This window comes from Variovorax sp. Varisp41 (genome assembly GCF_047325085.1).
In the GTDB taxonomy this organism is placed as follows: domain Bacteria; phylum Pseudomonadota; class Gammaproteobacteria; order Burkholderiales; family Burkholderiaceae_C; genus Variovorax.
Genome location: NZ_CP168540.1, coordinates 2,461,137 through 2,483,482, shown reverse-complemented (window position 1 = coordinate 2,483,482; position 22,346 = coordinate 2,461,137). Strand labels below are relative to the sequence as shown.

Sequence of the window (22,346 nt, the reverse complement as noted above, 5' to 3'; positions counted from 1 at the left end):
CCGCACGCTCCATTTCCCACACCCATGTCCGTCTACCTGCTCCAGACCATCAACGGCATCGGCATCGGCATGCTGTACTTCCTGCTGGCCGTCGGCCTGTCGATCGTGTTCGGCCTGCTGCGCTTCGTGAACTTCGCGCACGGCGCCTTCTACCTGCTGGGCGCCTACCTGTGCTTCCAGGCGCTGCAGTGGGGCCTGAACTTCTGGGCCGCGCTGGTGCTGGTGCCGCTGGCCGTCGGCGCGCTCGGCTGGCTGGCCGAGAAGCTGCTGCTGCGCCGCGTGTACGCGAAGGCGCATGAATTCCACATCCTCGTCACCGTGGGCCTGGCGCTCGCGGTGCAGGAGATCGTGATCGTCTTCTGGGGCCCGCTGGGCAACAGCGTGCCCACGCCCGACCTGCTGCAGGGCGTGGTGATGTGGGGCAGCTTCATCTATCCGAAGTACCGGCTGTTCGTGATCGGCTTCACCGCCGTGCTCGCGGTGCTGCTGTGGTGGGTGCTCGAGGGCACGCGCCTGGGCAGCGCGGTGCGCGCGGGCAGCGAGTCGACCGAGATGGTCTCGCTGCTCGGCATCAACGTGTTCCGCGTCTTCAGCCTGGTGTTCGCGCTCGGCGCGGCCACGGCGGCGCTGGCCGGCGTGCTGGCCGCGCCGATCCGCGGCGCCGAGCCCTTCATGGGCGTGGAGGCGCTCGGCGTGGCCTTCGTGGTGGTGGTGATCGGCGGGCTCGGCAGCTTCGGCGGCGCGCTGGTCGGCGGCCTGCTGATCGGCATCGTGCAGAGCCTGATGAGCACCCTGTGGCCGCCCGGTGCGAGCCTGATGATCTACATCGCGATGGCGGCCGTGCTGCTGCTGCGCCCGCATGGCCTGCTCGGCCGCAGAGGATGAACGCCATGCCCAGAAAAATCACTTTCCTGCTGGCACTGGCCGTCACGCTGGCGCTGCCGCTTTTCATGCGCTCGGGCTCGCTCGCGAGCGAGGTGCTGATCTACGCGCTCGCCGCGCTCGGCTGCAACCTGCTCTTGGGCTACACGGGCCTGCTGTCCTTCGGCCAGGGCATCTTCTTCGGCCTGGGCAGCTACACCATCGCGATCCTGCTCACGCGGCTCGCGCTGCCGATGCCGCTGGCGCTGCTCGCGGCCATCGGCATGGGCGCGCTCGGCGCGGCGCTGGTCGGCTGGGTCGCGATTCGCCAGCGCGGCACCTACTTCGTGATGCTCACGCTGGCTTTCGCGCAGATGTTCTATTTCGTGGCCTACACGGCCTCGGGCCTGACCGGCGGCGACAACGGCCTGCTCGACGTGCCGCGCCCGGCCTTCATGGACACGCCGTGGAAGTACTACGCCTTCGTGGCCGTGATGTTCCTGATCGCTTTCGGCCTGCTGCTGCGCGTGACCGATTCGGTGTTCGGCCGCACGCTGCTGGCGATCCGCGACAACGGCGACCGCGCCGCCGCGGTGGGCTACGACCTGCGGCGCTTCAAGCTGCTGGCCTTCGTGATCTCGGGCGCTGTCACCGGCCTCGCGGGCGGACTGCACGCCATGATGACCGGCATCGCGCCGCTGTCGAACGCCGAGTACCACACGAGCGAGATGATCCTGGTCATCACCGTGATCGGCGGCACCGGCAACCTGTTCGCCTCGGTGCTGGGTTCGGCCTTCTACGTGCTGCTGGCCGACTGGCTCTCCACGCTGTGGCCGCGCTGGCTGCTGCTGCTGGGGCTGCTGCTGATCGGCGTGAGCATCGGCATGCAGCGCGGCCTCTGGGGGCTGGGCGAGAGCGCCTGGCGACGCATCTTCGGGAAGGGCGCGCAAGGCGCCGGCGCCACCGCCGCGCAGGGAGAAAAAGCATGAGCGACGTCCTCATCGAAGCCGTCGGCGTCACCAAGCACTACGGCAAGTTCGCCGCGCTCGGCGGCGTCGACTTGAAGATCCGCCGCAACACGGTGCACTCGGTGATCGGCCCGAACGGCGCGGGCAAGACCACGCTGTTCCACATGCTCACGGGCACCGGCACCACCACCGGCGGGCGCATCCTGTTCGACGGCCACGACGTGACGCGCGAGCCCGACCACCGCCGCGTGCAGCGCGGCATGGCGCGCTCGTTCCAGGTCACGAGCCTGTTCGGCAGCCTCGCGGTGCGCGAGAACCTGCGCGTGGCGGCGCAGGGCATCGCGCCGCGCCAGGCCATGAACTGCTGGCGCGCGCCGGTCGGCGAGATGGCCTGCAAGGCGATCGTGGAAGAGGTGCTGCAGCGCGTGGGCCTCGAGCGCTTCGCCCACGTGCCGGCGGCCGAGCTCTCGCATGGCCAGCAGCGGCGGCTCGAGGTCGGCATGGCGCTGGCCGCGCGGCCGAAGGCGATCTTCCTCGACGAGCCGACCTCGGGCATGGGCATCGACGACCTCGACGACATGAAGCAGCTGATCCGCGGCCTGCGCGAGGAGCACACCGTGGTGCTGATCGAACACAACATGAACATCGTGATGGACATCTCCGACACCGTGACCGTGATGCAGCTGGGCCGCGTGCTGGCCGAGGGGCTGCCGGGCGACATCCGCGCCGATGCGCGCGTGCGCAGCGCCTACCTCGGCAACATGATCACGGGAGGCAAGGCATGAGCACCAGCCACATCCTCGAGGTCGAGGGCCTGCATGCGCACTACGGCAAGAGCCATGTGCTGCAGGGCGTGTCGCTGCGCGTGGGCGAGGCCGAGCTGGTGACGCTGCTGGGCCGCAACGGCGCGGGCAAGTCGACCACGCTCAAGAGCATCGCGGGCGCGGTCACGCCCACGGCCGGGCGCGTGCGCTTCCAGGGCGCCGACATCGCGGGCCAGCCCGCGCACCGCATCGCCGCGCGCGGCGTCTGCCTGGTGCCCGAGCACCGCGGCATCTTCAAGCTGCTGACGGTCGAGGAGAACCTGCTGCTCGGCCAGCGGCGCGAGTCGCCGTGGCAGCTCGACGACATCTACCGCATCTTTCCGCGCCTGAAGGAGCGACGCCGCAACGGCGGCGGCCAGCTCTCGGGCGGCGAGCAGCAGATGCTGGCGATCGGCCGCGCGCTGATGAACCACCCGCGCCTCCTGATCCTCGACGAGCCGGTCGAGGGCCTGGCGCCGGTGATCGTGGAGGAGATCGTCGCGCAGCTCCAGACCATCAAGGCCGCGGGCGTCGCGATCCTGCTGGTGGAACAGAACCTCGAGGTCTGCGTGCAACTCGCCGATCGCCACTACATCGTCGAGCAGGGCCGGATCGTGCACGAGGCCGGCAATGCCGCCTTCATGGCCGACCACGACGTGAAAGACCGCTACCTGGGCGTGGGCCTCGCCTGAGGCGCCCCCATCGATTCAGAGAAAACCATGACACCACACACCGAACTGCGTATCGACGGCCAGCGCCTCTGGCGCTCGCTGATGGAACTGGCGCGCCTGGGCGCCACCGAGAAGGGCGGCGTCTGCCGCATCGCGCTGACCGAACTCGACCGCCAGGGCCGCGACCTGTTCGTGCGCTGGGCGCGCGAGGCGGGCTGCGAGGTGCGCGTCGACGCCATCGGCAACATCTTCGCGCGCCGCGCCGGCCGCAACGCCGCGCTGCCGCCGGTCACCACCGGCAGCCACATCGACACCCAGCCCACGGGCGGCAAGTTCGATGGCAACTACGGCGTGCTGGCCGGACTGGAAGTGATCCGCTGCCTCAACGACGCAGGCGTGCAGACCGAGGCGCCGATCGAGGTGGCCGTGTGGACCAACGAGGAGGGCTCGCGCTTCGTGCCCGTGATGATGGGCTCGGGCGTGTTCGCCGATGCCTTCACGCTCGAGCATGCGCTCGCGCAGCGCGACACCGAGGGCGTGAGCGTGGCCGAGGCGCTCGCGGCCATCGGCTACGCGGGCAGCGTGCCGGCCTCGGCGGCTTCGTCGCCGGTCGGCGCCTACTTCGAGGCGCACATCGAGCAGGGCCCGGTGCTCGAGGCGCACGAGCGCGTCATCGGCGTGGTCGAGGGCGCGCTGGGCCAGCGCTGGTACGACGTGGTGCTGCAGGGCATGGAGGCGCATGCCGGTCCCACGCCGATGGAGCTGCGCAAGGACGCGCTGCTCGCGGCCGCCGAACTGGTGACCGAGGTCAACCGCATCGCGCTGGCCCATGCGCCGCACGGGCGCGGCACGGTCGGCTGGATCGATGCCTATCCGAACTCGCGCAACGTGATCCCGGGCCGCGTGAAGCTCAGCGTGGACCTGCGCGCGGCCGACGACGTGGTGCTGTCGGCGATGGACGCCGCGCTCAAGGCCGCGGTGCAGCGCATCGCGGGCACGTCGAAGGTGGAGGCGACGCTCGAGCAGGTCGTGTACTTCCCGCCGCAGCCCTTCACGCCGGCGCTGGTGTCGGCGGTGCGCGAAGCGGCCGAGGCGCAGGGCCTGGGCTGGATGAACGTGATCAGCGGCGCCGGCCACGACGCGGTGTACCTGGCGCGCGTGTGCCCCGCGGCGATGATCTTCGTGCCCTGCCGCGACGGCATCAGCCACAACGAGATCGAGGACGCGCAGCCCGATCATCTCGAGGCCGGCTGCAATGTGTTGCTGCAGGCGATGCTCCGCAGCGCCGGGGTGGCCGCATGAAGGTGCTGATCGCGCGTCTCAACCACGAGACCAACACCTTCTCGCCCGTGCCCACGCCGCTCGCGGCCTTCGGGCCCGACGGCCCGACCTTCGGCGCGCAGGCCTACCGCGACAACAAGGGCATGCGCACCGCGATGTCGGCCTTCATCGACCTGGCCGAGGCGGCCGGCGCCGAGCTGGTCACGCCGGTGTCGGCCTCGGCCAACCCGAGCGGGCCGGTCGACGCGCGTGCCTACGACGCGCTCACGCAACGCATCGTCGATGCGGCGCCGGGCTGCGACGCGATCCTGCTCGACCTGCATGGCGCGATGGTGGCCCACAACAGCGCGGACGGCGAGGGCGACCTGCTGGTGCGGCTGCGCGCGGCCGCGCCCGGCGTGCCGATCGGCGTGGCGCTCGACCTGCATGCCAACGTTACGCCCGCGATGGTGGAGAACGCCGACGTGATCGTCGGCTTCAAGACCTATCCGCACGTCGACATGTACGAGACCGGCGAACACGCGGGCCGGCTGCTGCTCGACCTGCTGGCGGGGCGCGGGCGGCCCGCGATGCGCTGGCATTCGCTGCCGCTGATGGCCCACACGCTGCGCAGCGCCTCCTACACCGGCGCGATGCAGCACGCCATCGACGCCGCGCGCGCGGCCGAGGCCTCGGGCGAATCGCTCGCGGTGTCGATCCTCGCGGGCTTCTCGCTGTCGGACATCGAGGCGCCGTGCATGAGCGTGATCGTGGTCGACGCGCAGTCGGGCGAGCGCGCGCAGGCCACGGCCGACCGCATCGCGGCGCAGATGTGGAACGAGCGCGAGGCCTTCGTCTACGACAGCGAGCCGCTGGCCGACTCGGTCGCGCGCGCGAAGCAGCTGGCCGAAGGCGCCGAGCGTCCGGTGCTGCTGCTCGACCATGGCGACAACTGCATGTCGGGCGGCAGCTGCGACACCATGGACGTGCTGCAGGAGGCGCTGGCCCAGGGGCTCGAGGGCATCGGCGTCGGGCCGCTGTGCGATCCCGATGCGGTGGCCGAACTGGTCGCGGCGGGCGAGGGCGCAACTGCGACGGTGGCGCTGGGCAACAAGGTCTCGCTGGCCGGCATCGGCCGCGAGAACGCGCCGGTGCGGCTCACGGGCACGGTGCGCACGATCTGCGACGGCGAGTACGTCATCACCGGCCCGACCTACACCGGCCAGCGCGCCAGCATGGGCCGCACGGTGCTGTTCGACATCGGCGCCGCGCGCATCGTGGTCACCGAGCGCACGCAGGAGCCGTGGGACATCGGCGTGTTCGCATGCACGGGGCTCGATCCGCGCCGCGAGCGCTTCCTGCTGCTGAAGTCGCGCATGTACTGCCGGCCGGTGTTCGAGCCGCTCGCGGCCGCGCTGGTGGAGTGCGACAGCCGCGGCGTGACCAGTTCGGACTACGGCCTGTTCCCGTTCGGCAAGGTGCGGCGGCCGGTGTTTCCGCTCGACCCGATCTGAAGGCTTTCATGACCTCCCACGTCATGGACCCCGAGCGCCGCTGAAACGACCATTCCTTCACCCCGCAACGTCGCGGGATTCAACGAAAGGAATCGTCGCCATGAACACCGCCGCCCACGACCCCGCCGCCATCGCCCAGGGCTATATCGCCGTCTGGAACGAGACCGATCCCGCGCGCCGCGCCGCGCTGCTCGAAGCCGGCTGGTCGGTCGACGCGCAGTACGTCGACCCGCTCATGCAGGGCAGCGGCCATGCGCAGATCAGCGCGCTGGTCGGCGCCGTGCACCAGCGCTACCCGGGCTTCCGCTTCAACCTGCTGGGCAAGGCCGACGCGCACGGCGACCATGTGCGCTTCTCGTGGACGCTCGGGCCGAGCGGCGCCGAGGACCTGATCCAGGGCACCGACTTCGTGCGGCTGGACGCGGGCAAGCTGCGCTCGGTGACCGGCTTTCTCGACAAGGTGCCGGTCGGCGCCTGAGTCAGTCCGCGGTGCCGGTGCCGCGCCCGCGCCAGAGCTTGCGGTAGACGGTAGCGCGGCTGATGCCCAGCGCGCGCGCCGCCTCGGCCACGTTGCCGCGGGCATCGGCCACGGCCTTGCGGATCAGCGCGGTTTCCACGTCGCGCAGCCGCGGTCGCGGCTCGGGCGCGGCGGCGCCGTGGCTGCTGCCGTCGCCGCGCTGGGGCCGCACCTGCACCCGCAGGCCCGACCACAGCGGCACCTCGAGCACCGCGTCGCCGCGCCGCGCGGCATCGAACAGCATGTCGAGCGGCAGCGCGAACAGGTCGTTGCAATGCAGGCCGCCCTGGCTGCGCGCCAGCGGCTGGTGCAGCATTTGCCGCGCCGCAGCATTGGCGCCCGTGACGTTGCCGCCGCCGTCGATGCACAGCAGGCCCTCGGCCGCCTCGCTGGTGGCGCAGCCGGGCCAGGCCAGGCGCAGCAGCATCGCACAGGGCGCGCGCAGCACCAGCGCGTTCTCGATGCTGCGCGCCGACAGGGTCGCGAGGTGGCGCAGCTCGGGCCGCTCGGCCACCTGCACGCCGGTCAGGTCGAGCATGCCGATGCAGTCGCCCTGGGGACCGAACAGCGGCGCGCCGGCGCAGCTGTAGACGCTGGTGTCGTCGAAGAAATGCTCGCCGCCGTGCAGCCAGACCGATTCCTGCTCGGCCAGCGCGGTGCCGATCGCGCTGGTGCCGATGGCGCGCTCCGACAGGTCGACGCCGATGCGCCCGATGTTGCGCGCATAGCGGCTCGCGTCGTCGGTGCCGTCGGGCAGCACGCCGAGGTCGACCACGATGCCCTCGGCATCGGTGAGCACGGCGAAATAGCGGGTGTCGGCGATGGCGCGCGACAGGCGTTCGATCACCGGACGCGCGGCCGACACCAGGGCGCGGTTGCGTTCCATCACCTCGCGCTGGACGCCGCGGCCCACGGGCTCGAAGCTCACGCGCTGCTGCGGCTGCTGGCCGGCCTCGATGCAGCGCTGCCACGAGCGGGCGATCCAGGGTTCGATGCGGCTGCCGGGCGGAACGCGGAGATCGGCGGCATCGCCATGGATCAGGGCCTGTCGGGCCTGGGCGATGGCCAGCGAGCGCTCGGGTGTCGGCAGGGCGTTGGAAGCGAGCATCTTGTTTGCGGGGCGCGTGGGACGCCCGTTTTGGGGACCTGCCGAACGGCAAGCTGTTTCATTTTGAGAATTTCAGGCCCCCGGCGCAAGCGTCGAGGGTTTTGCCTAGGATAGTGCAGGGGGTCGGCATCCAAGATGCCCACGGGGCCCGCCCATGCCGCCACGCCGCAGCGTGGGTGCGGGCCCGTCAGCCATCACCCTTCACGGAGACAGCCACATGCAGGTAGCCCTCAAGGTCAACGGCCGCTCGGTCACCGTCGACGCGCCACCCAACACCCTCCTCGTGCACGCGATCCGCGAGCACCTCCACCTCACCGGCACCCACGTCGGCTGCGACACCGCCCAGTGCGGCGCCTGCACCGTCCACGTCGACGGCCGCGCCGTCAAATCGTGCAACATCCTGGCGGCCCAGGTGGCCGGCGCCGAGATCACCACCATCGAGGGCGTGGCCCAGCCCGACGGCACCATGCACCCGATGCAGGCCGCGTTCAAGGAATGCCACGGCCTGCAATGCGGCTTCTGTACCCCGGGGATGGTCATGAGCGCCATCGACCTGTGCACCCACCACCCCAAGTCGAGCGAATCCGAGATCCGCGAGCTGCTCGACGGCAACCTGTGCCGCTGTACCGGCTACCAGAACATCGTCAAGGCCGTGCAGATGGGCGGCGAGGCCATGGCCTCGGGCAAGCCGGTTCCGGTCCAGGCCACGGCCGCGGCCTGAGGAGAGCGACATGGGTGCCTCCGACTTCGCGAACCTGCCGCACATCGGCAACGCGCTGCGGCGCAAGGAAGACTACCGGTTCCTGACCGGTGCGGGCAACTACACCGACGACATCACGCTGGCGAACCAGTCGCACGCGGTGTTCGTCCGCTCCCCGCACGCGCATGCGCGCATCGTCTCGGTCGACATCGTCGACGCGCTCACGATGCCCGGCGTGGTCGGCATCTTCAGCGGCAAGGACATCGAGGGCAAGATGGGCGGGCTGCCCTGCGGCTGGCTGATCAACAACCCCGACGGCACGCCGATGAAGGAGCCGATGCACCCGATCCTCGCGATCAACAAGGTGCGCTACGTCGGCGACCATGTCGCGATGGTGGTGGCCGAGACGGTCGAGCAGGCGAAGAACGCCGCCGAGGCCGTGGTGGTCGAGTACGAGGTACTGCCCGCATTGGTCGGCGTGGCCGACGCGGCGAAGAAAGCCGGCGGCGTCACGATCCACGACGAGGCGCCCGACAACCAGTGCTACAAGTGGGCGCTGGGCGACAAGGCGGCGGTCGATGCCGCCTTCGCGGGCGCCGCGCACGTCACGAAGCTCGACCTGGTCAACAACCGGCTGATCCCCAACCCGATCGAGCCGCGCGTGGCCATCGGCAGCTACAGCCGCGGCACCGACGACTACACGCTCTACGTCTCGAACCAGAACCCGCACGTCGAGCGGCTGCTGATGACGGCCTTCGTGCTGGGCCTGCCCGAGCACAAGGTGCGCGTGATCGCGCCCGACGTGGGCGGCGGCTTCGGCTCGAAGATCTTCCTCTACGCCGAGGACGTGTGCCTGACCTGGGCCGCCAAGCAGCTCAACCGCAACATCAAGTGGACGGCCGAGCGCTCGGAATGCTTCCTGTCGGACGCGCACGGCCGCGACCACGTGAGCCATGCCGAGATGGCGATGGACAAGGACGGCAAGTTCCTCGCGATGCGGGTCCACACCGATGCCAACCTCGGCGCCTACCTGTCGACCTTCTCGACCGCGGTGCCGACCATCCTCTACGCCACGCTGCTCGCGGGCCAGTACACCACGCCGCAGATCTACGTCGAGGTCGATGCCTGGTTCACCAACACGGCACCGGTCGACGCCTACCGCGGCGCCGGCCGGCCCGAGGCCACCTACCTGCTCGAGCGGCTGGTCTCGCGCTGCGCCTGGGAAATGAACCTGGGCCAGGACGAGATCCGCCAGCGCAACTTCATCACCGCCTTCCCGTACCAGACGCCGGTGGCGCTGCAGTACGACACCGGCGACTTCCATGCCTGCATGGACAAGGCGCGCAAGCTGGCCGAGGTCGAGGGCTATGCCCAGCGCAAGTCGGCCAGCGAGGCGGCCGGCAAGCTGCGCGGCATCGGCTACTCGAGCTACATCGAGGCCTGCGGCATCGCGCCATCGAACATCGCGGGCGCGCTCGGCGCGCGCGCGGGCCTGTTCGAGTGTGGCGAGATCCGCGTGCACCCGACCGGCAGCGTGACCGTGTTCACCGGCTCGCACAGCCATGGCCAGGGCCACGAGACCACCTTCGCGCAGGTGGTGGCGGCGCGCCTGGGCATCGCGGTCGAGGCGGTCGACGTGGTGCACGGCGACACCGGCCGCGTGCCCTTCGGCATGGGCACCTACGGCTCGCGCTCGATCTCGGTCGGCGGCGCGGCCATCATGAAGGCGCTCGACAAGATCGAGGCCAAGGCCAAGAAGATCGCGGCCCACCTGATGGAGGCGAGCGACGCCGACATCGAGTTCGCCAACGGCGAGTTCACGGTCAAGGGCACCGACAAGAAGATCCCGTTCGGCCAGGTGGCGCTGACGGCCTACGTGCCGCACAACTACCCGCTCGACAAGCTCGAGCCGGGCCTCAACGAGACCGCCTTCTACGACCCGACCAACTTCACCTTCCCGGGCGGCACCTACATCTGCGAGGTCGAGATCGACAAGCAGACGGGCGAGGTGCGCGTGGACCGCTTCACCGCGGTGGACGACTTCGGCACCATCATCAATCCGATGATCGTCGAGGGCCAGGTGCACGGCGGGCTGGTGCAGGGCATCGGCCAGGCGCTGCTCGAGAACTGCGTCTACGACAACGAGACCGGCCAGTTGCTCACCGGCAGCTTCATGGACTACGCCATGCCGCGCGCGGCCGAGTTCCCGCAGTTCAAGCTCGACACCGTCTGCACGCCCTGCACCCACAACCCGCTGGGCACCAAGGGCTGCGGCGAGGCGGGCGCGATCGGCTCGCCGCCGGCGGTCATCAACGCCGTGCTCGATGCGCTGGCACCGCTGGGCGTGAAGGACTTCGACATGCCGGCCTCGTCGAGCCGCGTCTGGGAAGCGATGCAGAAGGCAGGCGCTGCCGCCTGATCACCCCCATATCTATAAATAAAGAAGGAACCACCCCATGTACGCCTTCACGTTCGAACGGCCCGCGGCCCTGGCCGACGCCGTCAAGCTGGCCGAAGCCGGCGGCAAGCCCCTGGCGGGCGGCCAGACCCTGCTGGCCTCGATGAAGCTGCGCCTGTCGGCGCCCGAGCAGCTCGTCGACCTCGGCGGCATCAAGGAACTCACCGGCATCCGGAAGGATGGCGATGCCCTCGTCATCGGTGCCATGTCGCGCCACCTCGACGTGGCCAACAACGCCGAGGTGAAGGCCGCCTTCCCGGCGCTGGCCGACCTGGCCTCGCGCATCGGCGACCGGCAGGTGCGCGCGATGGGCACCATCGGCGGCTCGGTGGCCAACAACGATCCGGCCGCCTGCTATCCGAGCGCGGTGCTGGCAACGGGCGCGACCGTGGTCACGAGCAAGCGCGAGATCGCGGCCGACGACTTCTTCCTGGGCCTGTTCACCATCGCGCTCGAGGATGGCGAGCTGATCACCGCGATCCGCTTCCCGATCCCGAAGCGCGCGGTCTACGAGAAGCTGCGCCAGAAGGCCTCGCATTTCCCGCTGGTCGGCGTGTTCCTCGCGCAGTACGACAGCGGCGTGCGCGTGGCCATCACCGGTGCGGGCAACGGCGTGTTCCGGCACGCGGGGCTCGAGGATGCGCTGAACAAGAGCTTCACCGCCGCCGCCGCGGCCGGCGTGAAGATCGACCCCAGCGAGCTCAACACCGACCTGCACGCCACGGCGGCCTACCGCGCCAACCTGATCAACGTGCTGACGCAGCGCGCGGTGACGAAGGCGCTGGGCTGATCCAGCAGCCGTCGAACACGGGCTGACCGGACGCGAAGAACGCGAAGGTTTCGCGAAGGGCGCAAAAGAACATCCGAAGAAGTTTTTCGGTTTCCCTTTCGCGCCCTTCGCGAAACCTTCGCGTCCTCTGCGTCCGGATGTCCGCTTCCCGGCGTCCTCCCTGCGGCCGTGCATTACCCTAGGCCATGACCTTCGAGACCATCGACTCCCTCACCGACGGCCTGCTGCGCGCCGGCTACTACGCCGACCGCCGGCTCGCGACCGCCGTGTTCCTCGCGCTGAAGCTGCAGCGCCCGCTGCTGCTCGAGGGCGAGCCCGGCGTGGGCAAGACCGAGCTCGCGAAGGCGCTGGCCAAGGCGCTGCAGCGCGAGCTGCTGCGGCTGCAGTGCTACGACGGCCTCGAGCAGCGCGAGGCGCTCTACGAATGGAACTACGCGGCGCAGCTGCTGCACATGCGCGCGGTCGAGGCCTCGGGCGCGGTGCGCGACGTCGAGGCCGAGGTCTACCAGCCGCACTACCTGATCCGTCGCCCGCTGCTGCAGGCGCTGCAGGCGCCGGCCCCGGGCGCGGTGCTGCTGATCGACGAGGTCGACCGCGCCGACGAGCCCTTCGAGGCCTTCCTGCTCGAGTACCTCGGCGAGTACCAGGTCAGCATTCCCGAGCTCGGCACCATCCGCGCCGAGGTGGCACCGGTCACCATCCTCACGAGCAACCGCACGCGCGAACTCAACGACGCCGTGAAGCGGCGCTGCCTCTACCACTGGCTCGACTATCCCGAGCGCGAACGCGAACTGGCCATCGTGCGTGCCCAGGTGCCGGGCGTGGGCGAGAAGCTGTCGGCGCAGGTGGCCGATTTCGCGGCCCGTCTGCGCAGCGCGCCCTTCGTCAACGCCTTCCAGCGCGCGCCCGGCATTGCCGAGAGCGTGGAGTGGGCGCGCGCGCTGATCGCGCTTGACACGGTCGAGCTCGATCCCGAGGTGGTGTCCGACACCGCCGGCATCCTGTTCAAGCAGCGCGACGACGTGGCGGCGCTGACGCGCGAGCTGGCGAGCGAGCTGCTCAAGCCCGAGGAAGCGGGGGCATGAAAGCCGAACGCAGAAGGAAGCCGAAAGCAGCGCAGAAGTCGCAGAAGAAATCCTTGGATTTTCTTTTCTGCGACCTCTGCGAAACCTTCGCGACGTCTGCGTTCGGTCCCCGCTCCCGTATTCAGAGATGCAACAGCTAGGCGACGCCCGCACCGGCAAGCTGGCCGGCAACATCGCCGCCTTCGGCCGGGCGCTGCGCCGCGCGGGCGTGCGCACCGACGCCGCGCGCATCGCGCTGGCCGAGGAGGCCGCCACGCTGGTCGGCGTGGAGCGCAGGATCGACCTCAGTGCCGCGCTCGAGGCCGTGATGGTCAGCCGCGAGCAGGATCGGCTGGTGTTCCGCGAGCTGTTCGACGCCTGGTTCCGCGACCCCGAGCTCGCCAACAAGCTGCTCGCGCAGATGCTGCCGAGCGCCGAGGGCAAGGCCGAGCCCTCGAAGCGCCGGCCGCGCGTGCGCGAGGCGCTGGCCGCGCCGCGCGATCCGCACAAACCGCCGCTGGCTGCGCTGCCCGACAAGGAGGTCGAGTTCGACGCCGCCATGACCGCGAGCGATCGCCAGCGGCTGCACCATGCCGACTTCAATGCGCTGGGCGCGGCCGAGTACCGGCTGGTCGAGCGGCTCGCGCGCGACATCTCGCTGCCGGTGCCGCGGCTGCCCACGCGGCGCCTGCGCCCGGCCGGCGAGAGCGGCCGCCATGCGCGCATGCACTGGCCCGGCGTGCTGCACGAGGCGGCGCGCACCGGCGGCGAGATGCTGCGCCTGCCGCGGCTGGCGCGGCGCGAACAGCCGCTGCCGCTCTTGGTGCTGGTCGACGTCTCGGGCTCGATGGAGCGCTATGCGCGGCTGCTGCTGGCTTTCCTGCACGCGGCCACGCGGCGCGCGGGCCGGCGCGACGTGTTCGCCTTCGGCACCGGGCTGACCGATCTCACGCCGGCCTTCCGGCTGGCCGACACCGACGACATGCTGGCCGCGGCCAGCCTCGCCATCGACGATTTCGCGGGCGGCACGCGGCTCGGCAGCTCGCTGGCCGAGCTGCGCCAGCGCCACGCGCGCCGGCTGATCGGCCGCCGCACGCTGGTGCTGGTCATCAGCGACGGGCTCGACACCGGCGAGCCGGCCCAGCTCGCGCAGGAACTGCAGTGGCTGAAACGCCATTCGCGCCGGCTGCTGTGGCTCAACCCGCTGCTGCGCTTCGAGGGCTACGCCCCTTTGGCGCGTGGGGCCGGCGTGCTGCACCGCCATGCGGACGCGATGCTCGCGGTTCACAATCTCAGCGCGCTCGAACAGCTGGCCGCGAGTCTCGCGGCGCTGATGCGGTCGGGGCGCTAGCCGCCTTCGGGCCGCGGGACAGGATCACAAGAAGGAAAGACCACCATGGAAATGCTCGGTAACCGCCGGCTCGCCATCACCCAGCAACAGGCCTGGGAGGCGCTCAACGACCCGGAAACGCTCAAGAAGTGCATTCCCGGCTGCGACAAGTTCGAGCTGACGGGAGAGAACACCTACAGCGTGGGCCTCGCGGTCAAGATCGGCCCGGTGTCGGCCAAGTTCAGCGGCAAGGTGATGCTGTCGGACATCGTCGCGCCCGACGGCTACAAGCTCACCTTCGAAGGGCAGGGCGGCGTGGCCGGCTTCGCCAAGGGCTCGTCGAGCGTGACCTTGCGGCCGCTGGCCGATGCCGCGCCGGCCGCGCCCACGGATGCACCCGCGGCCGAGGGCGCCGAGGCGGCCCCGGCCGTCGCCCCCGCCGGCTGCGAGCTCGACTACACGGTGCAGGCCCAGGTCGGCGGCAAGATCGCCCAGCTCGGCCAGCGCCTGATCGACGGCGCGGCCAAGTCCACGGCCGACGATTTCTTCAAGCGCTTCGAAGCCGAGATGCAAAGCCGCTACGGCCCGCCGCCGGCCGCGGCGCCCGAGAACGCGGAGGCGCCGGCCGAGAAGACCGGCGCGGTGGCCGGCTTCATGAAGAAGATCGGCCTCGGCAAGAAATCGGACAAGGACGCCGAGCCCGGTGCAGGCGGCGAAGCCGGCGGCGGCTGAGACGGCCGACAGGCGCCGCTTTCCACGAAAGAAGACGCGATGGAAAACCTCGACGTGATGGTGCTTCGCACGCTGCGCGACTGGCGGCGTGCCGGCAAGCGCGCGCTGCTGACCACGGTGGTGCGCACCTGGGGCTCGTCGCCGCGGCCCGTGGGCTCGATCATGGCGCTGGCCGAAGACGGCGCGGTGGTCGGCTCGGTCTCGGGCGGCTGCATCGAGGACGACCTGATCGCGCGCTACAGCCATGCCCACGGCCAGGCCCAGGAGGTGCCGCTGGGCGCGCCGCCCGCGCTGGTGAAGTACGGCATCACGGCCGACGAGGCGCACCGCTTCGGCCTGCCGTGCGGCGGCACGCTCGAGCTGCTGCTCGAGTACGCGCCCGACGCGGGCGCGCTCGACACGCTGGTGTCGCAGCTCGAACAGGGCCGGCTGATGCGGCGCACCGTCGAGCTGGCCACGGGCGTGGTGCGGCTCGAGGAAGCCAAGGCGCCCGACGAACTCACGGTCGACGACACCGAACTGGCCAACACCTTCGGCCCCGAGTACCGCATGCTGCTGATCGGCGCCGGCCAGCTCGCCGAGTACCTCGCGACCATGGCCAAGTTCAGCGGCTTCGCGGTCACCCTGTGCGATCCGCGCGCCGAGTACCGCACCGCCTGGTCGCTGCCCGGCGTGCAGATCACCACCGAGATGCCCGACGATGCGGTGCTGGCCTTCCGGCCCGACCGCCGCAGCTGCGTGGTGGCGCTCACGCACGACCCCAAGCTCGACGACCTCGCGCTGCTCGAAGCGCTGCAGAGCGATGCCTTCTATGTGGGCGCCATCGGTTCGCGCCGCAATGCCGACGCGCGGCGCGACCGCATGATCGAGCACTTCGACCAGACCGCCGAATCGCTGGCGCGGCTGCGCGGGCCGATCGGCATCTACATCGGCAGCAAGACGCCGCCCGAGATCGCGGTCAGCGTGATGGCGGAGATCCTCGCGGTGAAGAACGCCGTGCCGCTGCCGCGCGAGATGGAAGTGGCGCGCGCCAAGGAACGGCTGCTGCCGGCCTGAGCCGCAGGGGTCTACTCGACCCCGAGCAGGTCGTAGATGCGCCGCACGTAGAGGCCGAACTCGGCGCTGGTCTTGATGTGCAGCGTGCGCGGCGCTGGCAGCTCGATCGGAAAGAAGTCGGCCATGCGCGCCGGCCCCGCCGTGAGCACCGCGCAGTGCGAGCCGAGGAACACCGCCTCCTGGATGCTGTGCGTGACCACCACGAAGGTGGTGCGGCTGCGCTCCCAGATCCGCAGCATCTCGAGGTTCATCTTCTCGCGCGTGAGCGCATCGAGCGCGCCGAAGGGCTCGTCCATCAGCACCAGCTTGGGTTCGTGGATCAGCGCGCGCGCGATCGCGGCGCGCTGCTGCATGCCGCCCGAGAGCTCGTAGGGCCGCTTGTCGGCGAAGCCCGCGAGGCCGACCATCTCGAGCAGTTCGTGCGCGCGCTGCGTCGCGGCCTTGCGGTCGAGGCCCAGGATATCGGCCGGCAGCAGCACGTTCTCGAGGATGGTGCGCCACTTCAGCAGCAGCGGCTGCTGGAACACCATGCCCACGTCGCGGCCCGGCTCGAAGGCCTGGTCGCCGCCGATCTCCAGCGTGCCGCCGTCGTGGCCGTGCAGCCCGGCGAGGATCTTCAGCAGCGTCGACTTGCCGCAGCCCGAGGGGCCGACCAGCGACACCATGTCGCCCGCGTGGATGTCCATCGTGACGTCGGAGACCGCGAGGAACTCCTGGTCGCGGCGGCGGTAGACCTTGCGCAGGCCGCGCATGCGGATCAGCGGCACTTCGACCTCGGCGCGAACGGCGGTCGCGGTCATGCCAGCCACCGTGCGAGGTTGTCGCGCACGAAGGCATCGTCGGCGAGGTCGCCGTGCGCGGCGTACACGCGGTCGATCTCCACCGACTGGCCCGCGCCCAGCCCTTCGGCCGGGTCGAGGCACCAGATGCCCTCGAGCAGCCCCTGGCGCCGCAGCACCTCGTGGCAGCCCGCGATGCAGCCGTGGAAATTGTTCGCCACGTCGAAGAAGGCGGCGTTGCAGTCGGTCACGCGCGCATCGAGCGCGAGCAGCTCGGGGCTCAGCGTGCCGTGGCCGGCCGCCAGCTCGGCCTGGATGCGCGCGAGCAGTTGCACCGCGCCCGCGGTCCAGACCGACCAGTGGCCCAGCAGCCCGCCGCGAAAGCGCACCTGCACCGGCGTGCCGTCGCGCATGGCCGCGAAGGGCAGGGCGAGGTCGAGCACGATGTGGTCGTCGTTGCCGGTGTAGAGGAACACGCGCTCCTCGGCGCGCGCCTCGACCACGCCGCGCACCACGTCGATGGTGCGGTAGCGGTTGAAGGGCGCGACCTTGATCGCGAGCACGTTCGGGATCGAGGCGAAGCGGCGCCAGAAGCCGCTCGACAGCACCGGGCCGCCGACCACGGTCTGCAGGTAGAAGCCGATGAGCGGGATCTCCCGCGCGACCGCCTCGCAGTGGGCGATCAGCGCGTCTTCCGAGGCGCCGGCCAGCGCGGCCAGGCTCAGGAGGCCCGCGTGGTAGCCGAGCGAGACGGCGGTGCGCGCCTCGGCGCTCGCCTGCGCGGTGGGGCCGCAGAGGCCGGCGATCATCGCCATCGGCCGGTCGCTCCAGGCCAGGCGGTCGGCCATCGCGGCCTCGAGCACCTCGGCATAGAGGCCGCGCTCGCGGATCGCGAACTGCGTGGTGTGCACGCCGACCGCGAGCCCGCCCGCGCCGGCATCGACGTAGTAGCGCGTCAGCGCGCGCTGGCGCCGGCGGTCGAAGCGGCGTTCGGCATCGAGCGCGAGCGGATGGGCCGGGATCACGGTGCCCTTGGCGAGCAGCGCGAGCACGTCGGCGGGCAGGTCGGAGCGGTTCAATGGCATGTGCGAAGTCCTCAGCCGAACTCGGGGCCGGCAATGGCGTGGATGAACGAGGGATGACCAGCCGGCGCCGCCGTGCCCGCGGGCGGCAGCGCCATGCGCGCGAAGCCGCGCTGGGGTTCGAAGCCGGCCGCGCGCAGCGCCTGCGCGAGTTGCGCGCGGCCGTCGGGCACGTCGATCAGCACCGGGCCGGCGATACCGGCGAGCGCGCGCGGCAGCAGCGCGCGGGCATGGGCCTCGTCGGCAGCGAGCAGCGGGCCGATGTGATGGGCGACGCGGCCTTCGCGCACGAGGGCGAAGGCCAGGCCATCGCGCACACAGCGGCTGCCCGGGCGCGCGAGCAGGTCGGCGAGCACCTGGGGGCGGGCGAGGCCCAGGGCCTCGGTGTCGAGCGCGGCGAGCGCGGCAAGCGGTGCGGCATCGGGCCGGTCGACCGGCGCCGGACCGGCCGCCTGCGCGAGCGCCTCGCGGCGCCAGCGCGTGAGCCGCCACAGCGGCGCGAACCCGAAGCTCGCATAGAGCGGCTCGCCCTGCGGCGTGGCATCGAGCATCGCGACGCGGCCCTGCGCGCGCACGCGCTCGAGGCAGTGCGCGAACACCGCGCGGCCCAGGCCCTGTCCGCGCGCGGCGGGCGCCACGAGGATCATGCTGATCCAGGCGGCGCCGGGCTGGTTGCGTGGTGCGTCGGCTGCGCGCTCCAGCGGCAGCACCGCGCCGCTCGCGACGATCGTTCCTTCACCGTCGCGTATCGCGTGCACGCTGCCGAGCCGCTCGAACAGCCGCCAGTCCGCCGCGAGCTGGTTCCAGCCGCTGGCCGCGACCAGCGCGTCCAGCTGCGGCAGCTCGCGCGGCGAGAGCGCGTCCAGCGTTTCGACGAGGGCGGTGGCGGGCACGGTGTCTTCCTTCAGTACTTGCCGTCGCGCGATTCGAACTTGGTCGGCTTGCCGTACTGGCGCTGCTCGCGCGCGATCCAGTCGGCGACCCAGCCCACGAGCTGCGACAACGGCACGCGCGGATAGCCGAACAGCCGCTCGGCCTCGCCGGTGTTCATGAGCCAGGCGGTGGGCGCCTCGCTGCCCGCGATCTGCACCGGCTTGCCGAAGCGGCGGCCGAACTCCTCGGCCAGCCAGCGGATCGAGGTGGTCTCGGGGCCGCTCACGTTGAGCGGCGAGGTCGGCACCGTCGCGGCCGCGAGGCAGCGCAGCGCCTGCGCGTTGGCGTCGCCCTGCCAGATCACGTTGACGTGGCCCATGGTCACGTCCACCGGCTCGCCGCGCCAGACCTTGCCGGCCACGTCGGCCAGCACGCCGTAGCGCAGGTCGATGGCGTAGCTCAGGCGGAACAGCCGGCCCGGCGTGCCGTGGCGCTGCGAGAAGTACTCGAACATGCGCTCGCGGCCCACGCAGGAGTTGGCGTACTCGCCGGGCGGATTGGGCGCCTCGCTCTCGTGCGCGCCCTGGCCGATCACCGGCACGAAGGGATAGACGCAGGCGGTGGAGAAGGCCACGATGCGCGAGCCGCTGAAGTGCTGCGCCACCAGCGCCGGCACGTGCGCGTTCATGGCCCAGGTCAGCGGGTTGTCGGCGTCGGCGCCGAACTTGCGCCCGGCCATGAAGACCACATTGGGCGTGCGCGGCAGCTGCGCGATCGCCTCGGCGTCGAGCAGGTCGCAGGCCAGGGTCTCGATGCCGTGCGCCTCGAGCGCCTCGCGCACGCCGGCCTCGCTGAAGCGCGCCACCGCGATCACGCGCCGGCCCGACATCGCGTTCTTCGCCAGCCGCGCGAGCGTCGGGCCCATCTTGCCGCCGACGCCGAGCACCATCAGGTCGCCGTCGATGCGCGCCATGTCGCGCAGCAGGTCGCGCGATGGCGTGGCGAGGTAGTCCTCGAGCGCGGCCTCGGTGTCGAAGCGTTCGGGGAAGGGGAGGTCGTCGAGCACGGGCGTGGTGGTGTTCATTGGATTCGGGCGTCCTGGGTGATGAAGAGGCGCTCCAGCAGCAGCACCAGCAGGTAGAGCAGCACGCCCAGGCCGGTGATGAGGAGCACGGCCATGAAGACCGCGGGGGTGTCGAGCGAGGCCTGCACCTGGATCATCAGGTAGCCCAGGCCGCGCTCCGACGCGATGAACTCGCCCACCACGGCACCCGCGACCGCGAGGATGGTGGCGACCTTCATGCCCGAGAACACGTAGGGCAGCGAGCCCGGCAGCTGGATGTAGCGAAACAGCTGCCAGCGCGAGCCCTTGAGCGCGCGCACGAGGTCGAGCAGCTCGGGCTCGGTCTCGTTGAGGCCGCGGATGGTGGTCAGCAGGATCGGGAAGAAGCACAGGCTGAAGGTGATCAGGATGTTCGGTCCGATGCCGTAGCTGAACCACACGATCACCAGCGGGCCCATCGCCACCTTCGGGATCATGTTGAGCGTGACCAGCAGCGGGAAGGCCACCAGCATCAGCCGCCGGCTGGTGACGAACAGCAGCGCGCAGAGGATGCCGAGCACCAGGCCCAGCACGTAGCCGCCGAACACCTCGAGTGCGGTGACGCCGGTGTTCATGAGCCAGGCGTGCTGCGGATTGGCCAGCGTGGCGAGCACCTTCGAGGGCGCCGGCAGCACGAAGGGCTGGATCTGGAAGGCGCGCACCGCGAACTCCCACAGCAGCACCGCCGCGATGTGCACCGCGACCACCACGGCCCAGCGCTGCCAGGCGGGGCGTTCGCCGGACAGCGGCGCGGAGCTTGCGGTGGGCGGGGAGGCGCCGTCGGATGCCGTCATCTCAATTCCTGTGGAAGGAAACAATGCGGCGGATCATAGGCAGACCCGACGATCGAGTCAACCAACTAGTTGATAAAAAGCGGCGCGAGGGCCGCGGGCGCTCAGGGCCGCAGCGCGTTGAGCGCGAACTCGATCACGTGGCGCCGGCGCTTGAGCAGCGCGCCGCGCGCGTCGAGCGGCGTGCCGAAGATGGCCGACAGCGTGTGGTTGTTCGAGAAGAAGAAATAGGAGATGCCGGCGATCGAGATGTAGAGATTGATCGCGTCGAAGTCGGCGCGGAACACGCCCGCGGCCACGCCGCGCTCGAGCGTGGCCTCGAGCATCTCGATGAAGGGCGAGTGCATCTTCTGCAGCCGTTCCGACTCGTGCAGGTGCTCGCCGCGGTTGCGGTTCTCGTCGGCCAGCATGGCGATGAACTCGGGATGCTCGGCCAGGTAGTCGAAGGAGAAGGCCACCAGCTGCGCCATCGCCTCGCGCGGCTCGAGCGCGCCGAGCTCGAGCTTCTGTTCCTTCTCGCGGATCTCGGCATAGACCGATTCGAGCGCCACCAGGTACAGCCCCTGCTTGCTCTCGAAGTAGTGGTAGACGAGCTGCTTGTTCACGCCCGCGGCGGCGGCGATCTCGTCGACGCGCGCGCCCGCGAAGCCCTTGGTCGCGAACTCGGCGACCGCGGCGGCGATCAGCGCCTGCTTGGCGGCGACGGGGTCGCGCTCGCGGCGCGTGGCGACAGGAGCCGAGGGGGTGGCGGCGGGTGCGGCGGACTTGCGGGAGGTGGCGGAAGGCATGGTCGGATTCTGTCTCCAGGGCGGGAAGGCTTCGATTGCCTGTCAACCAAACAGTTGGTAATATGAATTTCAGGATCCGTTTTTACCTTCTTTTGGAGTGAGCTGCATGAAAAAGCTGTTGTCGGTGGCTGGCGCCGCCGCCGTTCTCGCGCTGCAGGGGCCCTCGGCATTCGCCGCCGATTCCATGAGCCTGATGCTCAACTGGACGCCCACGGCGGACCATGCGCCGCTCTACTACGCCAAGTCCAAGGGCTGGTATTCGAAGGCCGGCATCGACCTCAACATCGAGGCCGGCAAGGGCTCGGCCGTGTCGGCGCAGCGCGTGGGCACGGGCGGCAGCGAGCTCGGCATCTCCGACCTGCCGACCACCATCCAGGCCCGCGGCAAGGGCGCCGACGTGAAGGCGCTGATGGTGATCTACGCCAACAGCCCGCAGGGCTTCTACTGGCTCAAGTCCTCGGGCATCCAGGGGCCGAAGGACTTCGCGGGCCGCAAGATCGGCAACCCGCCGGGCGACGCCGCGCGCCTGATGTGGCCGGCCTTCGCGAAGAAGACCGGGCTCGACCCGGCCAGCGTGAGCTTTGTCAACGTGAGCCCGCAGGCCAAGGTGGCGGCGCTCAAGAGCAAATCGGTCGACATCATCAGCGACTTCTACAACGAGCACGACCTCAAGGTGCGCGAGTTCGGCGACGACCTCGGCTTCCAGCCCTGGCGCACGGCGGGCGTGAACGTCTACGGCAACTCGCTGATCGTCAACGGCGCCTACCTCGCGAAGAAGCCCGAGCAGGTGAAGAAGTTCGTCGCCGTCACACAGCGTGCCTACGCAGCCTGCGTGAAGGACTTCGCGCCCTGCCTGCAGGCGCTGACCGCGAGCGTGAGCGGCCTGTCGCCCGACAACCAGCGCGACCAGTGGGAACGCATCAAGCAGCTGATGCGCGACGACACCACCACCAAGGTGGCGCTCGGCGCCTTCGACGGCGCGCGCGTGAAGGCCGACTACGAGCTGGTCTCGTCGCTGATCGGCATCGAGAAGCCCTACGACCCCGCGCTGCTGTTCAGCAACGACTTCCTCGACAGGAACGTGCGCATGGCGCCCTGA

22 protein-coding genes are annotated in these 22,346 nt (G+C 70.5%); 15 read left to right on the top strand and 7 right to left on the bottom strand.

The window, feature by feature from the left end; translation table 11 throughout:
- Positions 1-24: 24 nt before the first annotated feature.
- The 7 genes from ACEN9J_RS11655 to ACEN9J_RS11625 all read left to right on the top strand — a co-directional run bounded on the left by ACEN9J_RS11655 (position 25) and on the right by ACEN9J_RS11625 (position 6,555).
- Complete coding sequence (locus ACEN9J_RS11655) at positions 25-885, top strand: branched-chain amino acid ABC transporter permease (protein ID WP_057589571.1); 861 nt, start codon at positions 25-27, stop codon at positions 883-885.
- A gap of 5 nt (positions 886-890) precedes the next feature.
- Positions 891-1,850, top strand: a complete 960-nt coding sequence (locus tag ACEN9J_RS11650) for a branched-chain amino acid ABC transporter permease (RefSeq protein WP_413764144.1) — start codon at positions 891-893, stop codon at positions 1,848-1,850.
- Entirely contained in the window at positions 1,847-2,614 is a 768-nt protein-coding gene (locus ACEN9J_RS11645; RefSeq protein ID WP_413764143.1) for an ABC transporter ATP-binding protein, read from the top strand. The genes ACEN9J_RS11650 and ACEN9J_RS11645 overlap by 4 nt, the downstream gene beginning before the upstream one ends.
- A complete protein-coding gene (locus tag ACEN9J_RS11640) occupies positions 2,611-3,324 on the top strand; it encodes an ABC transporter ATP-binding protein (RefSeq protein WP_057589573.1) in 714 nt (237 codons plus the stop codon). Before ACEN9J_RS11645 ends, ACEN9J_RS11640 begins: the two co-directional genes overlap by 4 nt.
- A gap of 27 nt (positions 3,325-3,351) precedes the next feature.
- Positions 3,352-4,605, top strand: a complete 1,254-nt coding sequence (locus ACEN9J_RS11635) for a Zn-dependent hydrolase (protein ID WP_413764142.1) — start codon at positions 3,352-3,354, stop codon at positions 4,603-4,605.
- Positions 4,602-6,077, top strand: coding sequence for a M81 family metallopeptidase (locus ACEN9J_RS11630; RefSeq protein ID WP_413764141.1), 1,476 nt, complete (start codon positions 4,602-4,604; stop codon positions 6,075-6,077). The genes ACEN9J_RS11635 and ACEN9J_RS11630 overlap by 4 nt, the downstream gene beginning before the upstream one ends.
- A gap of 100 nt (positions 6,078-6,177) precedes the next feature.
- Positions 6,178-6,555, top strand: coding sequence for a nuclear transport factor 2 family protein (locus ACEN9J_RS11625; protein ID WP_413764140.1), 378 nt, complete (start codon positions 6,178-6,180; stop codon positions 6,553-6,555).
- A 1-nt stretch (position 6,556) separates the two neighbouring features.
- Here ACEN9J_RS11625 and ACEN9J_RS11620 read toward each other — a convergent pair whose 3' ends face one another.
- A complete protein-coding gene (locus ACEN9J_RS11620; protein WP_296730227.1) occupies positions 6,557-7,702 on the bottom strand; it encodes a helix-turn-helix domain-containing protein in 1,146 nt (381 codons plus the stop codon).
- A gap of 217 nt (positions 7,703-7,919) precedes the next feature.
- On the opposite strand from ACEN9J_RS11620, the gene ACEN9J_RS11615 reads away from it, so the two are divergent.
- From ACEN9J_RS11615 to ACEN9J_RS11585, 7 genes are all read left to right on the top strand, one after another.
- Complete coding sequence (locus tag ACEN9J_RS11615) at positions 7,920-8,423, top strand: (2Fe-2S)-binding protein (RefSeq protein WP_057589578.1); 504 nt, start codon at positions 7,920-7,922, stop codon at positions 8,421-8,423.
- 10 nt (positions 8,424-8,433) lie between these two features.
- Positions 8,434-10,821, top strand: coding sequence for a xanthine dehydrogenase family protein molybdopterin-binding subunit (locus ACEN9J_RS11610; RefSeq protein WP_413764139.1), 2,388 nt, complete (start codon positions 8,434-8,436; stop codon positions 10,819-10,821).
- Positions 10,822-10,858: 37 nt separating this feature from the next.
- A complete protein-coding gene (locus ACEN9J_RS11605; RefSeq protein WP_413764138.1) occupies positions 10,859-11,650 on the top strand; it encodes an FAD binding domain-containing protein in 792 nt (263 codons plus the stop codon).
- A 185-nt stretch (positions 11,651-11,835) separates the two neighbouring features.
- Positions 11,836-12,735 (top strand): AAA family ATPase, encoded by a 900-nt coding sequence (locus ACEN9J_RS11600; protein WP_413764137.1) that lies wholly within the window; start codon positions 11,836-11,838, stop codon positions 12,733-12,735.
- A gap of 127 nt (positions 12,736-12,862) precedes the next feature.
- Entirely contained in the window at positions 12,863-14,065 is a 1,203-nt protein-coding gene (locus tag ACEN9J_RS11595; protein WP_413764136.1) for a vWA domain-containing protein, read from the top strand.
- 45 nt (positions 14,066-14,110) lie between these two features.
- The gene (locus ACEN9J_RS11590) at positions 14,111-14,776 is read left to right on the top strand and encodes a CoxG family protein (RefSeq protein WP_413764135.1); all 666 of its coding nucleotides are present in this window, start codon (positions 14,111-14,113) and stop codon (positions 14,774-14,776) included.
- A gap of 39 nt (positions 14,777-14,815) precedes the next feature.
- Positions 14,816-15,832, top strand: coding sequence for an XdhC family protein (locus ACEN9J_RS11585; RefSeq protein WP_057589584.1), 1,017 nt, complete (start codon positions 14,816-14,818; stop codon positions 15,830-15,832).
- An 11-nt stretch (positions 15,833-15,843) separates the two neighbouring features.
- Here the strand turns inward: ACEN9J_RS11585 and ACEN9J_RS11580 are convergent, their stop codons facing one another.
- From ACEN9J_RS11580 to ACEN9J_RS11555, 6 genes are all read right to left on the bottom strand, one after another.
- Positions 15,844-16,632: an ABC transporter ATP-binding protein gene (locus ACEN9J_RS11580; protein WP_413764134.1), complete on the bottom strand. Its 789-nt coding sequence runs from the start codon at positions 16,630-16,632 to the stop codon at positions 15,844-15,846.
- Positions 16,629-17,696 (bottom strand): dihydrodipicolinate synthase family protein, encoded by a 1,068-nt coding sequence (locus tag ACEN9J_RS11575; protein WP_413764133.1) that lies wholly within the window; start codon positions 17,694-17,696, stop codon positions 16,629-16,631. Before ACEN9J_RS11575 ends, ACEN9J_RS11580 begins: the two co-directional genes overlap by 4 nt.
- An 11-nt stretch (positions 17,697-17,707) precedes the next feature.
- Positions 17,708-18,586: a GNAT family N-acetyltransferase gene (locus tag ACEN9J_RS11570; protein WP_413764132.1), complete on the bottom strand. Its 879-nt coding sequence runs from the start codon at positions 18,584-18,586 to the stop codon at positions 17,708-17,710.
- Between the two features lie 11 nt (positions 18,587-18,597).
- Complete coding sequence (locus tag ACEN9J_RS11565; protein WP_413764131.1) at positions 18,598-19,650, bottom strand: NAD-dependent epimerase/dehydratase family protein; 1,053 nt, start codon at positions 19,648-19,650, stop codon at positions 18,598-18,600.
- Entirely contained in the window at positions 19,647-20,462 is an 816-nt protein-coding gene (locus tag ACEN9J_RS11560; RefSeq protein ID WP_209541145.1) for an ABC transporter permease, read from the bottom strand. Before ACEN9J_RS11560 ends, ACEN9J_RS11565 begins: the two co-directional genes overlap by 4 nt.
- Positions 20,463-20,563: 101 nt before the next feature.
- Positions 20,564-21,247 (bottom strand): TetR family transcriptional regulator, encoded by a 684-nt coding sequence (locus ACEN9J_RS11555; RefSeq protein WP_413764130.1) that lies wholly within the window; start codon positions 21,245-21,247, stop codon positions 20,564-20,566.
- A gap of 106 nt (positions 21,248-21,353) precedes the next feature.
- Here ACEN9J_RS11555 and ACEN9J_RS11550 point away from each other — a divergent pair, with 106 nt between their 5' ends.
- Positions 21,354-22,346 (top strand): ABC transporter substrate-binding protein, encoded by a 993-nt coding sequence (locus ACEN9J_RS11550; RefSeq protein ID WP_413764129.1) that lies wholly within the window; start codon positions 21,354-21,356, stop codon positions 22,344-22,346.

Excerpts from the sequence above, each read along its gene's own strand:
- ACEN9J_RS11550 (WP_413764129.1), top strand. The coding sequence starts at position 21,354 with ATGAAAAAGCTGTTGTCGGTGGCTGGCGCCGCCGCCGTTCTCGCGCTG.
- ACEN9J_RS11625 (WP_413764140.1), top strand. The coding sequence starts at position 6,178 with ATGAACACCGCCGCCCACGACCCCGCCGCCATCGCCCAGGGCTATATC.
- ACEN9J_RS11645 (WP_413764143.1), top strand. The coding sequence starts at position 1,847 with ATGAGCGACGTCCTCATCGAAGCCGTCGGCGTCACCAAGCACTACGGC.
- ACEN9J_RS11615 (WP_057589578.1), top strand. The coding sequence starts at position 7,920 with ATGCAGGTAGCCCTCAAGGTCAACGGCCGCTCGGTCACCGTCGACGCG.
- ACEN9J_RS11605 (WP_413764138.1), top strand. The coding sequence starts at position 10,859 with ATGTACGCCTTCACGTTCGAACGGCCCGCGGCCCTGGCCGACGCCGTC.
- ACEN9J_RS11640 (WP_057589573.1), top strand. The coding sequence starts at position 2,611 with ATGAGCACCAGCCACATCCTCGAGGTCGAGGGCCTGCATGCGCACTAC.
- ACEN9J_RS11555 (WP_413764130.1), bottom strand. The coding sequence starts at position 21,247 with ATGCCTTCCGCCACCTCCCGCAAGTCCGCCGCACCCGCCGCCACCCCC.
- ACEN9J_RS11585 (WP_057589584.1), top strand. The coding sequence starts at position 14,816 with ATGGAAAACCTCGACGTGATGGTGCTTCGCACGCTGCGCGACTGGCGG.
- ACEN9J_RS11655 (WP_057589571.1), top strand. The coding sequence starts at position 25 with ATGTCCGTCTACCTGCTCCAGACCATCAACGGCATCGGCATCGGCATG.
- ACEN9J_RS11600 (WP_413764137.1), top strand. The coding sequence starts at position 11,836 with ATGACCTTCGAGACCATCGACTCCCTCACCGACGGCCTGCTGCGCGCC.
- ACEN9J_RS11650 (WP_413764144.1), top strand. The coding sequence starts at position 891 with ATGCCCAGAAAAATCACTTTCCTGCTGGCACTGGCCGTCACGCTGGCG.
- ACEN9J_RS11565 (WP_413764131.1), bottom strand. The coding sequence starts at position 19,650 with ATGAACACCACCACGCCCGTGCTCGACGACCTCCCCTTCCCCGAACGC.
- ACEN9J_RS11620 (WP_296730227.1), bottom strand. The coding sequence starts at position 7,702 with ATGCTCGCTTCCAACGCCCTGCCGACACCCGAGCGCTCGCTGGCCATC.
- ACEN9J_RS11580 (WP_413764134.1), bottom strand. The coding sequence starts at position 16,632 with ATGACCGCGACCGCCGTTCGCGCCGAGGTCGAAGTGCCGCTGATCCGC.
- ACEN9J_RS11575 (WP_413764133.1), bottom strand. The coding sequence starts at position 17,696 with ATGCCATTGAACCGCTCCGACCTGCCCGCCGACGTGCTCGCGCTGCTC.
- ACEN9J_RS11610 (WP_413764139.1), top strand. The coding sequence starts at position 8,434 with ATGGGTGCCTCCGACTTCGCGAACCTGCCGCACATCGGCAACGCGCTG.
- ACEN9J_RS11630 (WP_413764141.1), top strand. The coding sequence starts at position 4,602 with ATGAAGGTGCTGATCGCGCGTCTCAACCACGAGACCAACACCTTCTCG.
- ACEN9J_RS11635 (WP_413764142.1), top strand. The coding sequence starts at position 3,352 with ATGACACCACACACCGAACTGCGTATCGACGGCCAGCGCCTCTGGCGC.
- ACEN9J_RS11560 (WP_209541145.1), bottom strand. The coding sequence starts at position 20,462 with ATGACGGCATCCGACGGCGCCTCCCCGCCCACCGCAAGCTCCGCGCCG.
- ACEN9J_RS11590 (WP_413764135.1), top strand. The coding sequence starts at position 14,111 with ATGGAAATGCTCGGTAACCGCCGGCTCGCCATCACCCAGCAACAGGCC.
- ACEN9J_RS11595 (WP_413764136.1), top strand. The coding sequence starts at position 12,863 with ATGCAACAGCTAGGCGACGCCCGCACCGGCAAGCTGGCCGGCAACATC.